The following is a 22,278-nucleotide window of genomic DNA, read 5'->3' as shown; positions in this document are numbered from 1 at the left end:
TTATCCGGTCAAAGGCAGGCGGCGGAGGTAGAGAGTTTTTGTTCAATGTTTCGCCGCTGTTGAACGCATTATAAGCGATTTCAGCACATTTCCAGACCTTTGGGTAAAATGTTGAAATAAGCGCTAAGAAACCGTTGACACTCCCCCTGCAGATCTCTATAGTTCGCGTCCTCAACGGAGCACACGTTGATTTGCCCAGGTGGCGGAATTGGTAGACGCGCTAGCTTCAGGTGCTAGTGACCTAACGGTCGTGGAGGTTCAAGTCCTCTCCTGGGCACCAATTCCAAAAAGGCTGACTCGAAAGAGTCGGCCTTTTTTCGTTGCGGCTTATGTAAATCTTACCCACGAAAAGTCCCCAGATATTTCCAATACAAACGCCCATAAAAAAACCGGCCACTGGGGCCGGTTCGGTATTTTAAAGTCTTCTAGGGGTCATCGGCCCCCTGAATTAATGGAGGCCAAGGTCTCCTGCTCACGGTAGTCGACAGTAACATCCTGGCTCTCTTCCAGCCTGGCGTCGAATTCCGGATCTTCCTCATCGGTTCCGGAAAGTCCTGCTGCAGGTAACAACTCACCGGATCTCAAACGCATTTCCGGGGAATTCACCGCATCCACTCCACTACTGTAAGGTTTCACCGCACTGAAAATCGCCGGGTCAACCTGGGTGAAGTCCTCAACACCATTTTGGATTGCGGAGCGCAATCCCTGGGATGCCTGAGCACCAGCGATAGACTGCAGCTCGTCACCCTTACTAGTGAAGTTAGGCACCTGCCCAATAAATTCAGGCTCGTAATAGGAGACAGAAACAATTGCCACATTGGTAAGCGCATCCATACGCAGCGGCACCAACTCGCTACCGATAATACTCCAGAGCTGAGTATCGGTACCCAGAGTGATATTGCCCGCTGTGATATGCGTATCGCCGTAGGTTTCAGCGGTGAGCATACCAAAGCCCTCACTCGCCAACTGAACGTTACCGCGACCGGCATTGATTTCATCAATCAGTAGGTTGTCTTTCGCCAGCACCGTAATATCGACATCCGGCCCGGAAGTAGAGATAGCAAGGACATCGACATCGGACTCAATGTTGACATCTCCGCTGACCACCAAATCTGCACGCTTAGCTTTGAGGCTACCGCCAATAGTACCCGTGGCACTGCTAAGTACATTAATATCCCCTGATCCATCGTAACCGAGACGCATACCACTGCCAGCAAATCGCAAACCTACGCCGCTTTTGTTAAAGCTGCCGGAATTAACACCGCCATTTTCAAAATCAAAAGCAAAGTCTGTTTCCAAAGTGAGATTACTGGAAGTGTTATCAAGGAACTCAAAATCAGAGAAGCTAAAGTTGCCTACTTTGTTGCCAGAGGATTTCACCTGCCAGGTATCACCAGCAAGGTTGTACTGGAAGGAATCACTTCCGCTGCCACCAGAGAGTGCTACTGTGTCAGAGCTATTCTCATTCACTTCCACGTAGTCATCCCCCTCTCCCAGGGAAATACTATCGATGGTGGTTGCAGAGAGTATGACCGTGTCATTACCTGCACCGGTATCTATTGAAGCAAGCTCACCGCCATTTAAATTAAAAGTATCCTGGCCACTACCCGCATTTATCGCTTCAATACCGCTAAACACAAGCTTTTTGTTATTGCCGCTTACGGTACTCTGCGCATCGTTAATATCCCAAACCGCATCGATATTGGCCCCCTGGATAGTATCGTTTCCACTACCCGCACTCAGGCTCTCCAGATCCGCAAAAGTGACCCCGGCAACTGTCATGCTGTTGAGGCTATCGAAGACATAGTTACTGCCGATGTCCTGGCCAATATATGTACCCACGCCCTGGACCATCTCAAGATTATCAAACAGAACAGTCAGGCCATTCACCCTGGCTTGAGCCGCTCCGTTTTCTAGGGAGCTGCCATTACTGGAAGATGTCCAGCTAGCGCCACTACTGGCTGCATTAACAGTGTCCTCACCCTCACCAGTATCCACACTTTCAAGCCCGGTAAAGAGAATGCCCGCAGCAGTAATATCACCATTGGAAGCCAGGACAAAGGTATCCTTGCCAGAGGTACCTATAAGATGGTCAGTACCTCCCTCACTGCTGACTTTAGTAATGCCTGTAAATGCTATTCCGGCCGTGGCGATTCCAGACTCAGTTAGGGCTAAGACATCATCAGCGTCAGTACCGTATAACTGTGCATTATTAGTTTCTACATGATCAATACCGCTAAATTGAACACCATTCACCTCAAGGGCATTTGCAGTACCAGCTAACTGCCAACTTCCCGCATCGCTCTGAATCGTATCGCTATCATCGTTACCACTTCCCGCAGAAACGCTGGCAACAGACGAGAACTCAATACCCCGCGCTTTGAGCGATTTCCCAGTTTTGGCAAGTTCGAAAGTGTCTGCCTGATTATTTGTTGATGCGTCCAGCGACACGTTGTCTGCATCAACCTGCTCAATGCCCTCAAAGCTCACACCTGCAACAGCAAGAGCACCGCGGCCTAATCCCAATACCCAGGTTTCTCCAGCTATATCACTTGTAGCCACAATAGTGTCTGAGCCTTCGCCTGCATCCACAGAATCAAGTTCCATAAATGTCATGTTGTCGACTCGCACTATGGCATCCGCTCCGGATTTACTTAAGGAGAAAGTGTCCGTATGTTCTCCACCCACCAGCGTGCTGATGCCGCCGCTGATAAACTCGGCGTTCTGGATGGTGATCGCGCCGTGCTCTACTTCATTCTCATTGTCGGTCAGGGCCCAACCTTGGCCCGCCTGGCCAATCACGGTGTCACCTCCATCACCGGCGGCGACCGTGCTGAGACCGGCGAACTGCATATTGTCCACCTTCACCAACTGACCCAGGCTGCCGCCGTCGAGGAAGGTGTAGGTGTCAGCGAAGTCTCCCCCCATCAGGGTGCTGATGCCGCCGCTGATAAACTCGGCGTTCTGGATGGTGATCGCGCCGTGCTCTACTTCATTCTCATTGTCGGTCAGGGCCCAACCTTGGCCCGCCTGGCCGATCACGGTGTCATCACCACCGGCGGCGGCGACCGTGCTGAGGCCGGCAAACTGCATATTGTCCACCTTCACCAACTGACCCTGGCTGCCGCCGTCGAGGAAGGTGTAGGTGTCAGCGAAGTCTCCCCCCATCAGGGTGCTGATGCCGCCGCTGATAAACTCGGCGTTCTGGATGGTGATCGCGCCGTGCTCTACTTCATTCTCATTGTCGGTCAGGGCCCAACCTTGGCCCGCCTGGCCGATCACGGTGTCATCACCACCGGCGGCGGCGACCGTGCTGAGACCGGCGAACTGCATATTGTCCACCTTCACCAACTGACCCAGGCTGCCGCCGTCGAGGAAGGTGTAGGTGTCAGCGAAGTCTCCCCCCATCAGGGTGCTGATGCCGCCGCTGATAAACTCGGCGTTCTGGATGGTGATCGCGCCGTGCTCTACTTCATTCTCATTGTCGGTCAGGGCCCAACCTTGGCCCGCCTGGCCGATCACGGTGTCATCACCACCGGCGGCGGCGACCGTGCTGAGGCCGGCAAACTGCATATTGTCCACCTTCACCAACTGACCCTGGCTGCCGCCGTCGAGGAAGGTGTAGGTGTCAGCGAAGTCTCCCCCCATCAGGGTGCTGATGCCGCCGCTGATAAACTCGGCGTTCTGGATGGTGATCGCGCCGTGCTCTACTTCATTCTCATTGTCGGTCAGGGCCCAACCTTGGCCCGCCTGGCCGATCACGGTGTCATCACCACCGGCGGCGGCGACCGTGCTGAGGCCGGCAAACTGCATATTGTCCACCTTCACCAACTGACCCTGGCTGCCGCCGTCGAGGAAGGTGTAGGTGTCAGCGAAGTCTCCCCCCATCAGGGTGCTGATGCCGCCGCTGATAAACTCGGCGTTCTGGATGGTGATCGTGCCGTGCTCTACTTCATTCTCATTGTCGGTCAGGGCCCAACCTTGGCCCGCCTGGCCAATCACGGTGTCATCACCACCGGCGGCGGCGACCGTGCTGAGGCCGGCGAACTGCATATTGTCCACCTTCACCAACTGACCCTGGCTGCCGCCGTCGAGGAAGGTGTAGGTGTCAGCGAAGTCTCCCCCCATCAGGGTGCTGATGCCGCCGCTGATAAACTCGGCGTTCTGGATGGTGATCGCGCCGTGCTCTACTTCATTCTCATTGTCGGTCAGGGCCCAACCTTGGCCCGCCTGACCGATCACGGTGTCATCACCACCGGCGGCGGCGACCGTGCTGAGGCCGGCGAACTGCATATTGTCCACCTTCACCAACTGACCCTGGCTGCCGCCGTCGAGGAAGGTGTAGGTGTCAGCGAAGCCTCCCCCCATTAGGGTGCTGATGCCGCCGCTGATAAACTCGGCGTTCTGGATGGTGATCGCGCCGTGCTCTACTTCATTCTCATTGTCGGTCAGGGCCCAACCTTGGCCCGCCTGGCCAATCACGGTGTCATCACCACCGGCGGCGGCGACCGTGCTGAGGCCGGCGAACTGCATATTGTCCACCTTCACCAACTGACCCTGGCTGCCGCCGTCGAGGAAGGTGTAGATGTCAGCGAAGTCTCCCCCCATCAGGGTGCTGATGCCGCCGCTGATAAACTCGGCGTTCTGGATGGTGATCGTGCCGTGCTCTACTTCATTCTCATTGTCGGTCAGGGCCCAACCTTGGCCCGCCTGGCCAATCACGGTGTCATCACCACCGGCGGCGGCGACCGTGCTGAGGCCGGCGAACTGCATATTGTCCACCTTCACCAACTGACCCTGGCTGCCGCCGTCGAGGAAGGTGTAGGTGTCAGCGAAGTCTCCCCCCATCAGGGTGCTGATGCCGCCGCTGATAAACTCGGCGTTCTGGATGGTGATCGCGCCGTGCTCTACTTCATTCTCATTGTCGGTCAGGGCCCAACCTTGGCCCGCCTGACCGATCACGGTGTCATCACCACCGGCGGCGGCGACCGTGCTGAGGCCGGCGAACTGCATATTGTCCACCTTCACCAACTGACCCTGGCTGCCGCCGTCGAGGAAGGTGTAGGTGTCAGCGAAGCCTCCCCCCATTAGGGTGCTGATGCCGCCGCTGATAAACTCGGCGTTCTGGATGGTGATCGCGCCGTGCTCTACTTCATTCTCATTGTCGGTCAGGGCCCAACCTTGGCCCGCCTGGCCAATCACGGTGTCATCACCACCGGCGGCGACGACCGTGCTGAGGCCGGCGAACTGCATATTGTCCACCTTCACCAACTGACCCTGGCTGCCGCCGTCGAGGAAGGTGTAGGTGTCAGCGAAGTCTCCCCCCATTAGGGTGCTGATGCCGCCGCTGATAAACTCGGCGTTCTGGATGGTGATCGCGCCGTGCTCTACTTCATTCGCATTGCCGGTCAGGGCCCAACCTTGGCCCGCCTGGCCAATCACGGTGTCACCTCCATCACCGGCGGCGACTGTGCTGAGACCGGCGAACTGCATATTGTCCACCTTCACCAACTGACCCAGGCTGCCGCCGTCGAGGAAGGTGTAGGTGTCAGCGAAGTCTCCCCCCATCAGGGTGCTGATGCCGCCGCTGATAAACTCGGCGTTCTGGATGGTGATCGCGCCGTGCTCTACTTCATTCTCATTGTCGGTCAGGGCCCAACCTTGGCCCGCCTGGCCGATCACGGTGTCATCACCACCGGCGGCGGCGACCGTGCTGAGGCCGGCGAACTGCATATTGTCCACCTTCACCAACTGACCCTGGCTGCCGCCGTCGAGGAAGGTGTAGGTGTCAGCGAAGTCTCCCCCCATTAGGGTGCTGATGCCGCCGCTGATAAACTCGGCGTTCTGGATGGTGATCGCGCCGTGCTCTACTTCATTCTCATTGTCGGTCAGGGCCCAACCTTGGCCCGCCTGGCCAATCACGGTGTCACCTCCATCACCGGCGGCGACTGTGCTGAGACCGGCGAACTGCATATTGTCCACCTTCACCAACTGACCCAGGCTGCCGCCGTCGAGGAAGGTGTAGGTGTCAGCGAAGTCTCCCCCCATCAGGGTGCTGATGCCGCCGCTGATAAACTCGGCGTTCTGGATGGTGATCGCGCCGTGCTCTACTTCATTCTCATTGTCGGTCAGGGCCCAACCTTGGCCCGCCTGGCCGATCACGGTGTCATCACCACCGGCGGCGGCGACCGTGCTGAGGCCGGCAAACTGCATATTGTCCACCTTCACCAACTGACCCTGGCTGCCGCCGTCGAGGAAGGTGTAGGTGTCAGCGAAGTCTCCCCCCATCAGGGTGCTGATGCCGCCGCTGATAAACTCGGCGTTCTGGATGGTGATCGCGCCGTGCTCTACTTCATTCTCATTGTCGGTCAGGGCCCAACCTTGGCCCGCCTGGCCAATCACGGTGTCATCACCACCGGCGGCGGCGACCGTGCTGAGGCCGGCGAACTGCATATTGTCCACCTTCACCAACTGACCCTGGCTGCCGCCGTCGAGGAAGGTGTAGGTGTCAGCGAAGTCTCCCCCCATCAGGGTGCTGATGCCGCCGCTGATAAACTCGGCGTTCTGGATGGTGATCGCGCCGTGCTCTACTTCATTCTCATTGTCGGTCAGGGCCCAACCTTGGCCCGCCTGACCGATCACGGTGTCATCACCACCGGCGGCGGCGACCGTGCTGAGGCCGGCGAACTGCATATTGTCCACCTTCACCAACTGACCCTGGCTGCCGCCGTCGAGGAAGGTGTAGGTGTCAGCGAAGCCTCCCCCCATCAGGGTGCTGATGCCGCCGCTGATAAACTCGGCGTTCTGGATGGTGATCGCGCCGTGCTCTACTTCATTCTCATTGTCGGTCAGGGCCCAACCTTGGCCCGCCTGACCGATCACGGTGTCATCACCACCGGCGGCGGCGACCGTGCTGAGGCCGGCGAACTGCATATTGTCCACCTTCACCAACTGACCCTGGCTGCCGCCGTCGAGGAAGGTGTAGGTGTCAGCGAAGCCTCCCCCCATTAGGGTGCTGATGCCGCCGCTGATAAACTCGGCGTTCTGGATGGTGATCGCGCCGTGCTCTACTTCATTCTCATTGTCGGTCAGGGCCCAACCTTGGCCCGCCTGGCCAATCACGGTGTCATCACCACCGGCGGCGACGACCGTGCTGAGGCCGGCGAACTGCATATTGTCCACCTTCACCAACTGACCCTGGCTGCCGCCGTCGAGGAAGGTGTAGGTGTCAGCGAAGTCTCCCCCCATTAGGGTGCTGATGCCGCCGCTGATAAACTCGGCGTTCTGGATGGTGATCGCGCCGTGCTCTACTTCATTCTCATTGTCGGTCAGGGCCCAACCTTGGCCCGCCTGGCCAATCACGGTGTCACCTCCATCACCGGCGGCGACTGTGCTGAGACCGGCGAACTGCATATTGTCCACCTTCACCAACTGACCCAGGCTGCCGCCGTCGAGGAAGGTGTAGGTGTCAGCGAAGTCTCCCCCCATCAGGGTGCTGATGCCGCCGCTGATAAACTCGGCGTTCTGGATGGTGATCGCGCCGTGCTCTACTTCATTCTCATTGTCGGTCAGGGCCCAACCTTGGCCCGCCTGGCCGATCACGGTGTCATCACCACCGGCGGCGGCGACCGTGCTGAGGCCGGCAAACTGCATATTGTCCACCTTCACCAACTGACCCTGGCTGCCGCCGTCGAGGAAGGTGTAGGTGTCAGCGAAGTCTCCCCCCATCAGGGTGCTGATGCCGCCGCTGATAAACTCGGCGTTCTGGATGGTGATCGCGCCGTGCTCTACTTCATTCTCATTGTCGGTCAGGGCCCAACCTTGGCCCGCCTGACCGATCACGGTGTCATCACCACCGGCGGCGGCGACCGTGCTGAGGCCGGCGAACTGCATATTGTCCACCTTCACCAACTGACCCTGGCTGCCGCCGTCGAGGAAGGTGTAGATGTCAGCGAAGTCTCCCCCCATCAGGGTGCTGATGCCGCCGCTGATAAACTCGGCGTTCTGGATGGTGATCGCGCCGTGCTCTACTTCATTCGCATTGTCGGTCAGGGCCCAACCTTGGCCCGCCTGGCCAATCACGGTGTCACCTCCATCACCGGCGGCGACTGTGCTGAGACCGGCGAACTGCATATCGTCCACCTTCACTAACTGCCCTTGGCTGCCGCCGTCTAGGAAGGTGTAGGTGTCAGCAAAGCCTTCTTTGCCCGTCAGCGTGCTACCGCCTCCACTAATTAAATTCGCATTTTTTATAATAATTCCTGCATGACTTACTTCATTATCATTAGCAGTCAAAGCCCAGCCTAAATTTGAGTACCCTTCTAAACCTGCATTCTTTGCAATTAAGTAAGAGACATCAAAAAATGTAATGCCATTATTCGTCGCAGTGTTAGCGTTATTAATTATCCAGTTGTGGCCAAGTAAACCAGTTACAGTTCTTGCATAGCCATTTGTTTTAACACTTGTTACACCAGTGAAATTAAATTCATATCCAGGATTTTGCGAATCAGTATCAGATGAAACCAACCCATCCCCTAATACATAAAAATCTCCTTCTTGGGACGCCCCAATAACAATGCTACTGGAGATAATGTCACTGAGATTAACGAATTGGATCCCGTTGATTTTTCCATTTTCTAGATTTGCCTCATCGACGGATAAGGTGTCCTGGCCTCCCAATGCATCGACAATTGTCACCCCAGTAAAATCGATCGCTGAGGCAACAACAAGATTGTCATTTCCGTTTTCAATTATGCTGAAAGCATCAACATTATCGGTGCCATAGAGAGTTGTCGTGTAAGCGTCTTCAATATCCTGGAAAAGTAACCCCTGAGAGTAAAGACGTAACTCTCCAGCAATACCTGTTAGCTCCAGACCATTAGAGTAATTTTCGGCATCTACATAATCATCGCCGCCCAAAGCATTGACAGACTCAAGACCAGTAAACGTTAAGCCATTAACCTGTAGCTCAGCACTGTCATTAAAAGTAAATATTTCTTTATCATTGGTGCCTAGTAAAATATCCGATGTATTAACACCAGCATGTGCTCCGGCTTCCACTCGGGTAAGCCCATTGAAGTGCATTCCATCAACTTGGATCGCCGTTGTGCTATCAGCATTTTTTACAATTTGGTAGCTATCATTGCTATTGGACGCACCCTGCAGTATTCCATTGCCGCCACTGAATATATCAGCATCATTGATGATGACATCGGCATGCTCTACCTGGTTATCACTTGTTGTGAGCGCCCAGTTTCTATTGTTAACACTACTGTTAATCGTGTCTGTAAAAGAGCTTGAGTCCCCAGCGCTTAAAATATCAATACCGGTAAAGGCCATGCCTTTAGTATCAATCTGGGTCTTTTGCTGTCCATTATCTGTGTAAGCAGAAAGCGTAAAGATTTCATCTTGGTCATTTCTACCAACCAGCTCACCAATATCTGCCTGGATAGTTTCTACATTACTGAAGGCAATGTTGTAGCCTGTGACCTCTTTATTTCCGGATCCCAAAATCCACTGGCTGCCGGTTTGCCCAGTACCGTCAATAATACTGTCTGTACCCGCACCGGTATTGAGGCTTGCAATACCGGTAAAGGCTATCTCATTGGCTTTGAAGGCCTTGTCTCCAGTAATTTCGATCGTATCGTCCGAATCTGAGCCGACAAGATTTTCGCCACCCGCACCCGCAATCTCAATCTGTTTAAATAAGATATTGCTGGTAATCAGTTCTTTTGCGATTCCGGTGAGTGCAACCGTTTCTCCAGCCTTTGCATTCACGGTGTCGGCAATATTAGTATCGTTGCCGGCTAATACAGAGCTCACATCCGAGAACTGGATGCCTTTGCTGCGCAGCTTATTATCACCCTCAACGGTGAAGGTGTCTGCACCCGTGGTGCCGGTTAAAATCCCTGTATTAGTAACCGCATCAATGCCACTGAAGTTGATGTCATAGCTGCTACCATTAGGATCGATGGTTACACCAAAGGCATTATTACCTTGAAGAGTAACTGCACCGGTTGCATCTACCGTGTCCGTATAATTAGTATCATCCGTATTCGCATTCACATTGCGAATACCTTTAAAGATCATGGAGTCAACGGTGATATCGCCTGTCAGGGAAAGCTGATAGCTATCTCCGTTATCAGCGGCACCAACGAGGGTGTTATTACCACCCGTCAGACTACGCATTCCTGCAAAAGTAATGCCTGAGTGCTTAACTTCATTATCCGCAGAAACGAGTTCCCACTGGTCGCTGGTCTCAGAGGTAACAGCTCCACTAGAGCCAGTATCAACAATACGATCAACACTGGAGAAGGTGATCGCTTTAGCGAAAACTTTGTTGGTATCTTTTACCGTATAAGCGATATCCGCACCCAGCAGATTACTCGCTACCGCTTCATTAATACCGGATATCGTAATATCGATAATGTTGCCATCGGTAAAATCTGCTTTTACGTTGTTGTCATCTAGCAAAAGAAGATTGCCACTAATAGCACTGGCATCTAGTGACGCAGTACCGTTACCCTCAATTGTGGTAAATCCAGTAAAGCGAATAGCATCAGCATCAATACGTCCATCACTAGTCAGGGCAAATTCATTATCATCGTTCTTACTTTCCAGTGTGCCCTGATTATCTGAAGCGGTGACTTTTTCTATATTGGTAAAGGTAATTCCGCTGCTTGTGGCTTCTTTATCTGTATTCGAGAGACTCCATGTACTGTTGGCTACAAGCGTGCTAACAGTATCACTACCCTCGCCGGTATCAATCGTTTTATTGAAGCCAGTAAAGTCAATACTATTGGCTGTGATTTTGTCAGCGGTACTGGCAATGATAAAGCTGTCATCTATAGCCGATCCGACAATCTTGCCGTTTGAGTTGTTAATAAAAGCGACCTGTTCAATATCTTTGAACAGGATATTGGCATTGCGCAGCTCTTCTTGATTTCCGGTGAGATTTACATCAGTTTCTGTATTCAGTTGATCAGAAATGCCATCATTACTTGTGCCTCCGGCATTAACTTCTTCAATACCGGTGAAGCTGATACCGTAAGTATGTAGTTCGCCACTAAGGAAACCAAACGTATCGGCCTCGTCGGTACCGATCAAAATATCTGTTGTGTTAACACCAGCATGTGCTCCGGCTTCCACTCGGGTAAGCCCATTAAAGTGCATCCCATCAACTTGGATCGCCGTTGTGCTATCAGCATTTTTTACAATTTGGTAGCTATCATTGCTATTGGACGCACCCTGCAGTATTCCATTGCCGCCACTGAATATATCAGCATCATTGATGATGACATCGGCATGCTCTACCTGGTTATCACTCGCTGTGAGCGCCCAGTTTCTATTGTTAACACTACTGTTAATCGTGTCTGTAAAAGAGCTTGAGTCCCCAGCGCTTAAAATATCAATACCGGTAAAGGCCATGCCTTTAGTATCAATCTGGGTCTTTTGCTGTCCATTGTCTGTGTAAGCAGAAAGCGTAAAGATTTCATCTTGGTCATTTCTACCAACCAGCTCACCAATATCTGCCTGGATAGTTTCTACATCACTGAAGGCAATATTGTAGCCTGTGACCTCTTTATTTCCGGACCCCAAAATCCACTGGCTGCCGGTTTGCCCAGTACCGTCAATAATACTGTCTGTACCCGCACCGGTATTGAGGCTTGCAATACCGGTAAAGGCTATCTCATTGGCTTTGAAGGCCTTGTCTCCAGTAATTTCGATCGTATCGTCCGAATCTGAGCCGACAAGATTTTCGCCACCCGCACCCGCAATCTCAATCTGTTTAAATAAGATATTGCTGGTAATCAGTTCTTTTGCGATTCCAGTGAGCGCAACCGTTTCTCCAGCCTTTGCATTCACGGTGTCGGCAATATTAGTATCGTTGCCGGCTAATACAGAGCTCACATCCAAGAACTGGATGCCTTTGCTGCGCAGCTTATTATCACCCTCAACGGTGAAGGTGTCTGCACCCGTGGTGCCGGTTAAAATTCCTGTATTAGTAACCGCATCAATGCCACTGAAGTTGATGTCATAGCTGCTACCATTAGGATCGATGGTTACACCAAAGGCATTATTACCTTGAAGAGTAACTGCACCGGTTGCATCTACCGTGTCCGTATAATTAGTATCATCCGTATTCGCATTCACATTGCGAATACCTTTAAAGATCATGGAGTCAACGGTGATATCGCCTGTCAGGGAAAGCTGATAGCTATCTCCGTTATCAGCGGCACCAACGAGGGTGTTATTACCACCCGTCAGACTGCGCATTCCTGCAAAAGTAATGCCTGAGTGCTTAACTTCATTATCCGCAGAAACGAGTTCCCACTGGTCGCTGGTCTCAGAGGTAACAGCTCCACTAGAGCCAGTATCAACAATACGATCAACACTGGAGAAGGTGATCGCTTTAGCGAAAACTTTGTTGGTATCTTTTACCGTATAAGCGATATCCGCACCCAGCAGATTACTCGCTACCGCTTCATTAATACCGGATATCGTAATATCGATAATGTTGCCATCGGTAAAATCTGCTTTTACGTTGTTGTCATCTAGCAAAAGAAGATTGCCACTAATAGCACTGGCATCTAGTGACGCAGTACCGTTACCCTCAATTGTGGTAAATCCAGTAAAGCGAATAGCATCAGCATCAATACGTCCATCACTAGTCAGGGCAAATTCATTATCATCGTTCTTACTTTCCAGTGTGCCCTGATTATCTGAAGCGGTGACTTTTTCTATATTGGTAAAGGTAATTCCGCTGCTTGTGGCTTCTTTATCTGTATTCGAGAGACTCCATGTACTGTTGGCTACAAGCGTACTAACGGTGTCAGTGCCCTCGCCGGTATCAATCGTTTTATTGAAGCCAGTAAAGTCGATATTATTAGCCGTGAGCTTGTCACCGGTACTGGCTATGATAAAGCTGTCATCTATAGCCGATCCGACAATCTTGCCGTTTGAGTTGTTAATAAAAGCGACCTGTTCAATATCTTTGAACAGGATATTGGCATTGCGCAGCTCTTCTTGATTTCCAGTGAGATTTACATCAGTTTCTGTATTCAGTTGATCAGAAATGCCATCATTACTTGTGCCTCCGGCATTAACTTCTTCAATACCGGTGAAGCTGATACCGTAAGTATGTAGTTCGCCACTAAGGAAACCAAACGTATCGGCCTCGTCGGTACCGATCAAAATATCTGTTGTGTTAACACCAGCATGTGCTCCGGCTTCCACTCGGGTAAGCCCATTAAAGTGCATCCCATCAACTTGGATCGCCGTTGTGCTATCAGCATTTTTTACAATTTGGTAGCTATCATTGCTATTGGACGCACCCTGCAGTATTCCATTGCCGCCACTGAATATATCAGCATCATTGATGATGACATCGGCATGCTCTACCTGGTTATCACTCGCTGTGAGCGCCCAGTTTCTATTGTTAACACTACTGTTAATCGTGTCTGTAAAAGAGCTTGAGTCCCCAGCGCTTAAAATATCAATACCGGTAAAGGCCATGCCTTTAGTATCAATCTGGGTCTTTTGCTGTCCATTATCTGTGTAAGCAGAAAGCGTAAAGATTTCATCTTGGTCATTTCTACCAACCAGCTCACCAATATCTGCCTGGATAGTTTCTACATCACTGAAGGCAATATTGTAGCCTGTGATTTCTTTATTCCCGGCCCCCAAAATCCACTGGCTGCCGGTTTGCCCAGTACCGTCAATAATACTGTCTGTACCCGCACCGGTATTGAGGCTTGCAATACCGGTAAAGGCTATCTCATTGGCTTTGAAGGCCTTGTCTCCAGTAATTTCGATCGTATCGTCCGAATCTGAGCCGACAAGATTTTCGCCACCCGCACCCGCAATCTCAATCTGTTTAAATAAGATATTGCTGGTAATCAGTTCTTTTGCGATTCCAGTGAGCGCAACCGTTTCTCCAGCCTTTGCATTCACGGTGTCGGCAATATTAGTATCGTTGCCGGCTAATACAGAGCTCACATCCGAGAACTGGATGCCTTTGCTGCGCAGCTTATTATCACCCTCAACGGTGAAGGTGTCTGCACCCGTGGTGCCGGTTAAAATCCCTGTATTAGTAACCGCATCAATGCCACTGAAGTTGATGTCATAGCTGCTACCATTAGGATCGATGGTTACACCAAAGGCATTATTACCTTGAAGAGTAACTGCACCGGTTGCATCTACCGTGTCCGTATAATTAGTATCATCCGTATTCGCATTCACATTGCGAATACCTTTAAAGATCATGGAGTCAACGGTGATATCGCCTGTCAGGGAAAGCTGATAGCTATCTCCGTTATCAGCGGCACCAACGAGGGTGTTATTACCACCCGTCAGACTACGCATTCCTGCAAAAGTAATGCCTGAGTGCTTAACTTCATTATCCGCAGAAACGAGTTCCCACTGGTCGCTGGTCTCAGAGGTAACAGCTCCACTAGAGCCAGTATCAACAATACGATCAACACCGGAGAAGGTGATCGCTTTAGCGAAAACTTTGTTGGTATCTTTTACTGTATAAGCGATATCCGCACCCAGCAGATTACTCGCTACCGCTTCATTAATACCGGATATCGTAATATCGATAATGTTGCCATCGGTAAAATCTGCTTTTACGTTGTTGTCATCTAGCAAAAGAAGATTGCCACTAATAGCACTAGCATCTAGTGACGCAGTACCGTTACCCTCAATTGTGGTAAATCCAGTAAAGCGAATAGCATCAGCATCAATACGTCCATCACTAGTCAGGGCAAATTCATTATCATCGTTCTTACTTTCCAGTGTGCCCTGATTATCTGAAGCGGTGACTTTTTCTATATTGGTAAAGGTAATTCCGCTGCTTGTGGCTTCTTTATCTGTATTCGAGAGACTCCATGTACTGTTGGCTACAAGCGTACTAACGGTGTCAGTGCCCTCGCCGGTATCAATCGTTTTATTGAAGCCAGTAAAGTCGATATTATTAGCCGTGAGCTTGTCACCGGTACTGGCTATGATAAAGCTGTCATCTATAGCCGATCCGACAATCTTGCCGTTTGAGTTGTTAATAAAAGCGACCTGTTCAATATCTTTGAACAGGATATTGGCATTGCGCAGCTCTTCTTGATTTCCAGTGAGATTTACATCAGTTTCTGTATTCAGTTGATCAGAAATGCCATCATTACTTGTGCCTCCGGCATTAACTTCTTCAATACCGGTGAAGCTGATACCGTAAGTATGTAGTTCGCCACTAAGGAAACCAAACGTATCGGCCTCGTCGGTACCGATCAAAATATCTGTTGTGTTAACACCAGCATGTGCTCCGGCTTCCACTCGGGTAAGCCCATTAAAGTGCATCCCATCAACTTGGATCGCCGTTGTGCTATCAGCATTTTTTACAATTTGGTAGCTATCATTGCTATTGGACGCACCCTGCAGTATTCCATTGCCGCCACTGAATATATCAGCATCATTGATGATGACATCGGCATGCTCTACCTGGTTATCACTCGCTGTGAGCGCCCAGTTTCTATTGTTAACACTACTGTTAATCGTGTCTGTAAAAGAGCTTGAGTCCCCAGCGCTTAAAATATCAATACCGGTAAAGGCCATGCCTTTAGTATCAATCTGGGTCTTTTGCTGTCCATTATCTGTGTAAGCAGAAAGCGTAAAGATTTCATCTTGGTCATTTCTACCAACCAGCTCACCAATATCTGCCTGGATAGTTTCTACATCACTGAAGGCAATATTGTAGCCTGTGATTTCTTTATTCCCGGCCCCCAAAATCCACTGGCTGCCGGTTTGCCCAGTACCGTCAATAATACTGTCTGTACCCGCACCGGTATTGAGGCTTGCAATACCGGTAAAGGCTATCTCATTGGCTTTGAAGGCCTTGTCTCCAGTAATTTCGATCGTATCGTCCGAATCTGAGCCGACAAGATTTTCGCCACCCGCACCCGCAATCTCAATCTGTTTAAATAAGATATTGCTGGTAATCAGTTCTTTTGCGATTCCAGTGAGCGCAACCGTTTCTCCAGCCTTTGCATTCACGGTGTCGGCAATATTAGTATCGTTGCCGGCTAATACAGAGCTCACATCCGAGAACTGGATGCCTTTGCTGCGCAGCTTATTATCACCCTCAACGGTGAAGGTGTCTGCACCCGTGGTGCCGGTTAAAATCCCTGTATTAGTAACCGCATCAATGCCACTGAAGTTGATGTCATAGCTGCTACCATTAGGATCGATGGTTACACCAAAGGCATTATTACCTTGAAGAGTAACTGCACCGGTTGCATCTACCGTGTCCGTATAATTAGTATCATCCGTATTCGCATTCACATTGCGAATACCTTTAAAGATCATGGAGTCAACGGTGATATCGCCTGTCAGGGAAAGCTGATAGCTATCTCCGTTATCAGCGGCACCAACGAGGGTGTTATTACCACCCGTCAGACTACGCATTCCTGCAAAAGTAATGCCTGAGTGCTTAACTTCATTATCCGCAGAAACGAGTTCCCACTGGTCGCTGGTCTCAGAGGTAACAGCTCCACTAGAGCCAGTATCAACAATACGATCAACACTGGAGAAGGTGATCGCTTTAGCGAAAACTTTGTTGGTATCTTTTACCGTATAAGCGATATCCGCACCCAGCAGATTACTCGCTACCGCTTCATTAATACCGGATATCGTAATATCGATAATGTTGCCATCGGTAAAATCTGCTTTTACGTTGTTGTCATCTAGCAAAAGAAGATTGCCACTAATAGCACTGGCATCTAGTGACGCAGTACCGTTACCCTCAATTGTGGTAAATCCAGTAAAGCGAATAGCATCAGCATCAATACGTCCATCACTAGTCAGGGCAAATTCATTATCATCGTTCTTACTTTCCAGTGTGCCCTGATTATCTGAAGCGGTGACTTTTTCTATATTGGTAAAGGTAATTCCGCTGCTTGTGGCTTCTTTATCTGTATTCGAGAGACTCCATGTACTGTTGGCTACAAGCGTGCTAACAGTATCACTACCCTCGCCGGTATCAATCGTTTTATTGAAGCCAGTAAAGTCAATACTATTGGCTGTGATTTTGTCAGCGGTACTGGCAATGATAAAGCTGTCATCTATAGCCGATCCGACAATCTTGCCGTTTGAGTTGTTAATAAAAGCGACCTGTTCAATATCTTTGAACAGGATATTGGCATTGCGCAGCTCTTCTTGATTTCCGGTGAGATTTACATCAGTTTCTGTATTCAGTTGATCAGAAATGCCATCATTACTTGTGCCTCCGGCATTAACTTCTTCAATACCGGTGAAGCTGATACCGTAAGTATGTAGTTCGCCACTAAGGAAACCAAACGTATCGGCCTCGTCGGTACCGATCAAAATATCTGTTGTGTTAACACCAGCATGTGCTCCGGCTTCCACTCGGGTAAGCCCATTAAAGTGCATCCCATCAACTTGGATCGCCGTTGTGCTATCAGCATTTTTTACAATTTGGTAGCTATCATTGCTATTGGACGCACCCTGCAGTATTCCATTGCCGCCACTGAATATATCAGCATCATTGATGATGACATCGGCATGCTCTACCTGGTTATCACTCGCTGTGAGCGCCCAGTTTCTATTGTTAACACTACTGTTAATCGTGTCTGTAAAAGAGCTTGAGTCCCCAGCGCTTAAAATATCAATACCGGTAAAGGCCATGCCTTTAGTATCAATCTGGGTCTTTTGCTGTCCATTGTCTGTGTAAGCAGAAAGCGTAAAGATTTCATCTTGGTCATTTCTACCAACCAGCTCACCAATATCTGCCTGGATAGTTTCTACATCACTGAAGGCAATATTGTAGCCTGTGACCTCTTTATTTCCGGACCCCAAAATCCACTGGCTGCCGGTTTGCCCAGTACCGTCAATAATACTGTCTGTACCCGCACCGGTATTGAGGCTTGCAATACCGGTAAAGGCTATCTCATTGGCTTTGAAGGCCTTGTCTCCAGTAATTTCGATCGTATCGTCCGAATCTGAGCCGACAAGATTTTCGCCACCCGCACCCGCAATCTCAATCTGTTTAAATAAGATATTGCTGGTAATCAGTTCTTTTGCGATTCCAGTGAGCGCAACCGTTTCTCCAGCCTTTGCATTCACGGTGTCGGCAATATTAGTATCGTTGCCGGCTAATACAGAGCTCACATCCAAGAACTGGATGCCTTTGCTGCGCAGCTTATTATCACCCTCAACGGTGAAGGTGTCTGCACCCGTGGTGCCGGTTAAAATTCCTGTATTAGTAACCGCATCAATGCCACTGAAGTTGATGTCATAGCTGCTACCATTAGGATCGATGGTTACACCAAAGGCATTATTACCTTGAAGAGTAACTGCACCGGTTGCATCTACCGTGTCCGTATAATTAGTATCATCCGTATTCGCATTCACATTGCGAATACCTTTAAAGATCATGGAGTCAACGGTGATATCGCCTGTCAGGGAAAGCTGATAGCTATCTCCGTTATCAGCGGCACCAACGAGGGTGTTATTACCACCCGTCAGACTGCGCATTCCTGCAAAAGTAATGCCTGAGTGCTTAACTTCATTATCCGCAGAAACGAGTTCCCACTGGTCGCTGGTCTCAGAGGTAACAGCTCCACTAGAGCCAGTATCAACAATACGATCAACACTGGAGAAGGTGATCGCTTTAGCGAAAACTTTGTTGGTATCTTTTACCGTATAAGCGATATCCGCACCCAGCAGATTACTCGCTACCGCTTCATTAATACCGGATATCGTAATATCGATAATGTTGCCATCGGTAAAATCTGCTTTTACGTTGTTGTCATCTAGCAAAAGAAGATTGCCACTAATAGCACTGGCATCTAGTGACGCAGTACCGTTACCCTCAATTGTGGTAAATCCAGTAAAGCGAATAGCATCAGCATCAATACGTCCATCACTAGTCAGGGCAAATTCATTATCATCGTTCTTACTTTCCAGTGTGCCCTGATTATCTGAAGCGGTGACTTTTTCTATATTGGTAAAGGTAATTCCGCTGCTTGTGGCTTCTTTATCTGTATTCGAGAGACTCCATGTACTGTTGGCTACAAGCGTGCTAACAGTATCACTACCCTCGCCGGTATCAATCGTTTTATTGAAGCCAGTAAAGTCAATACTATTGGCTGTGATTTTGTCAGCGGTACTGGCAATGATAAAGCTGTCATCTATAGCCGATCCGACAATCTTGCCGTTTGAGTTGTTAATAAAAGCGACCTGTTCAATATCTTTGAACAGGATATTGGCATTGCGCAGCTCTTCTTGATTTCCAGTGAGATTTACATCAGTTTCTGTATTCAGTTGATCAGAAATGCCATCATTACTTGTGCCTCCGGCATTAACTTCTTCAATACCGGTGAAGCTGATACCGTAAGTATGTAGTTCGCCACTAAGGAAACCAAACGTATCGGCCTCGTCGGTACCGATCAAAATATCTGTTGTGTTAACACCAGCATGTGCTCCGGCTTCCACTCGGGTAAGCCCATTAAAGTGCATCCCATCAACTTGGATCGCCGTTGTGCTATCAGCATTTTTTACAATTTGGTAGCTATCATTGCTATTGGACGCACCCTGCAGTATTCCATTGCCGCCACTGAATATATCAGCATCATTGATGATGACATCGGCATGCTCTACCTGGTTATCACTCGCTGTGAGCGCCCAGTTTCTATTGTTAACACTACTGTTAATCGTGTCTGTAAAAGAGCTTGAGTCCCCAGCGCTTAAAATATCAATACCGGTAAAGGCCATGCCTTTAGTATCAATCTGGGTCTTTTGCTGTCCATTATCTGTGTAAGCAGAAAGCGTAAAAATTTCATCTTGGTCATTTCTGCCAACCAGCTCGCCAACATCTGCCTGGATAGTTTCTACATCACTGAAGGCAATATTGTAGCCTGTGATTTCTTTATTCCCGGATCCCAAAATCCACTGACTGCCGGTTTGCCCAGTACCGTCAATAATACTGTCTGTACCCGCACCGGTATTAAGATTTTCAATGCTAGAAAAGGACAATTTTAGATGATTTACATTGGTCTCATCAGGGTTTGTTGAGGTTGATACCAGATCAAATGCATTATTCCCAGTGATGAATACTTCATCTTGCCAATCACTAAGAACAAATATATCAGAACCACTGCCACCTAAAACGTTGAAAGTAGCTTGCGATGCACCATCAAAATAAATCTTACCAAGATAATTAGTTGAGCCCTCACCTTTTTGACCAACTTTTAATTCGAAACTATCTCCTTCAAAAGCACCCTGACCATCTGAGACACCTGAAAAATTTATCTTACCGTAATTATTAAAAGAGCCACCAGCAGATAAATTAATCTTATTAGCAACTATTTCTGCTGCCTTATCTCCATCCAGATTATTTTCGATATCCCCTTGAGCTATAATCTGAATATTCTCAGCAGTTATGGAACCAAAATAACTATCATTCAATACGGCCGAAGCGGCATTAATGAAACTACCATCTGTTGCCACAGAAAAGTTTACTAGGCCTTGAATAGTTCCGTTATTAATTACATCTGTTTTGGCAAGGATAGAGAGGCTACCAGCTCCACCAGCATTTACAGTTGCATCTTGGTGTATCATTACTCCAGCATGGGAATCTAGAGTTAATGTAGTATTACTGCTCCAACTCAAGTTATTTCGAATACGTATTCCATAAGTAAAATCACCAGAATAACTTTCATTACCACTATTCCAAGCAGCATTTGCAGTATTATCGGAAGTTGTTTTTACAGTTACACTATTATTAGTTAAAGCGTCCTGTAATGTACCCACACTCATGCAGTTACTTATGCAATCAGGAACATCCTCTGAACTATCATCTAGGATATCGAACCAACCTGGATCTAATAGCCATTCTCCTGTAATTCCTTTGCCATGGCTTAATGTAGAAACATACATGCCATCTTCACCAAGGTTAAGATAAACCTTACCTGAAGTTTCGACAAAACCACCATCACCACCTTGCTTACCTGACTCGGCTAAAATAGTTCCGGCAAAATTCGTAGTGTGGTCGGCCCAAACAATAACCTCACCACCATCGCTTTCGCCTAAACCACTCGCGTCAATATGAGCATCTTCAGTGACTGTTGTTTTTTTGGCATTACGAATCCGGGAATTTTTTCCTTGATAATCTCCACCGATTAATGCTTCACCACCTGCCGCCGTGCCACGGGCATCTATGGTGCCGCTGACCAGCACTTCATCGCCGAGAACCATGGCCTGACCGCCCCGGCCAGCGCTACCACGAACATCAATCGCACCACTGTGTTCTGCAGTATCACCCTCGAGCACCACCTGACCGCCCGTGGAACCAGCGGCTTGTAACGCGCCACTATTGATGACACTGGAACCCGAACCAAATAAACGGATTTTGCCTCCGCTGGTGTCGATTCCCTGGGCTTTAATCGTGCCTTCGTTATTTACTGCAGCAGTAAATAAGTCACCAGATACACTCGCTTCCAGGAGAACCTGGGCACCATCGATATTACCTTTATTTAAAACAGCGCTATCAACACCGAGGTCGTTTTCCATCACCTCTTTAGTGACTTGCACACCGATCATGCCGTCGGCATCGAAGGTAAGGATCGCTTCATCTGCAGCGGCCAAACTGACCAGCTCTGCACTAATCAGACCTGACGAGGCGTTGGTGACCTGTTTACCTACCAATACAGCACTGGCTGCATTGATAACACCTTTGTTGACAACAAAGCCCGCGGAGCCGTCCTCCCCCTTAAAGGTAAAGTTGCCATTCATAAAATCCTCTGGGCTCATATCGAGCCCAGAGGCGGTAATGGCACCAACATTAATAGTGGCACTTTCGGTAAAGAGTACCCCGCGCGGGTTTACTAGAATAACGTGGCCATTGGCTTCAATGGAGCCATGAATCGTACTAGCACTTTGATCCAAAATTCGGTTGAGTACGACTGAGGAGGTATTTGGCTGAAGAAACTTAACCAACTCTTCAGCACTTAGATTAAAAGAATCCCAATCTATCGAGAGCAGATCGGTATTTTGATCGATTGTGGTGGTCGTACCATTCACATCGATTGTGCCACTACCACCGGTTACCACACCGCCTTCCGGGCCTGCATGCGTCAGAGGGCTTAGTAAGCCTGCAAACATGCCAGCATACGCTAAGCGGGATACCTTGATTGCAGAAGTCAGTTTTTTCAGTTCAAGAGTATTTTTTTTGGCTTTCATACCGGTACCTTGCATAGAGCGGTCAGGTCAGCT

The 22,278-nt window shown here is 49.3% G+C and carries 1 protein-coding gene and 1 tRNA gene; one reads left to right on the top strand and one right to left on the bottom strand.

The window, feature by feature from the left end:
- Nucleotides 1-193: 193 nt before the first annotated feature.
- A tRNA-Leu gene (locus ACJJJA_RS02620) sits at nt 194-280 on the top strand.
- 152 nt (nt 281-432) lie between these two features.
- On the opposite strand, the gene ACJJJA_RS02615 is transcribed toward ACJJJA_RS02620, so the two are convergent.
- Entirely contained in the window at nt 433-22,245 is a 21,813-nt protein-coding gene (locus ACJJJA_RS02615) for a beta strand repeat-containing protein (RefSeq protein ID WP_444903671.1), read from the bottom strand.
- Nucleotides 22,246-22,278: the final 33 nt, after the last annotated feature.

It is taken from the genome of Microbulbifer mixtoriginis (SeqCode) (assembly GCF_052466865.1).
Note: the sequence above shows the minus strand (reverse complement) of the source record. Positions and strands in the feature narration are given on the sequence as shown.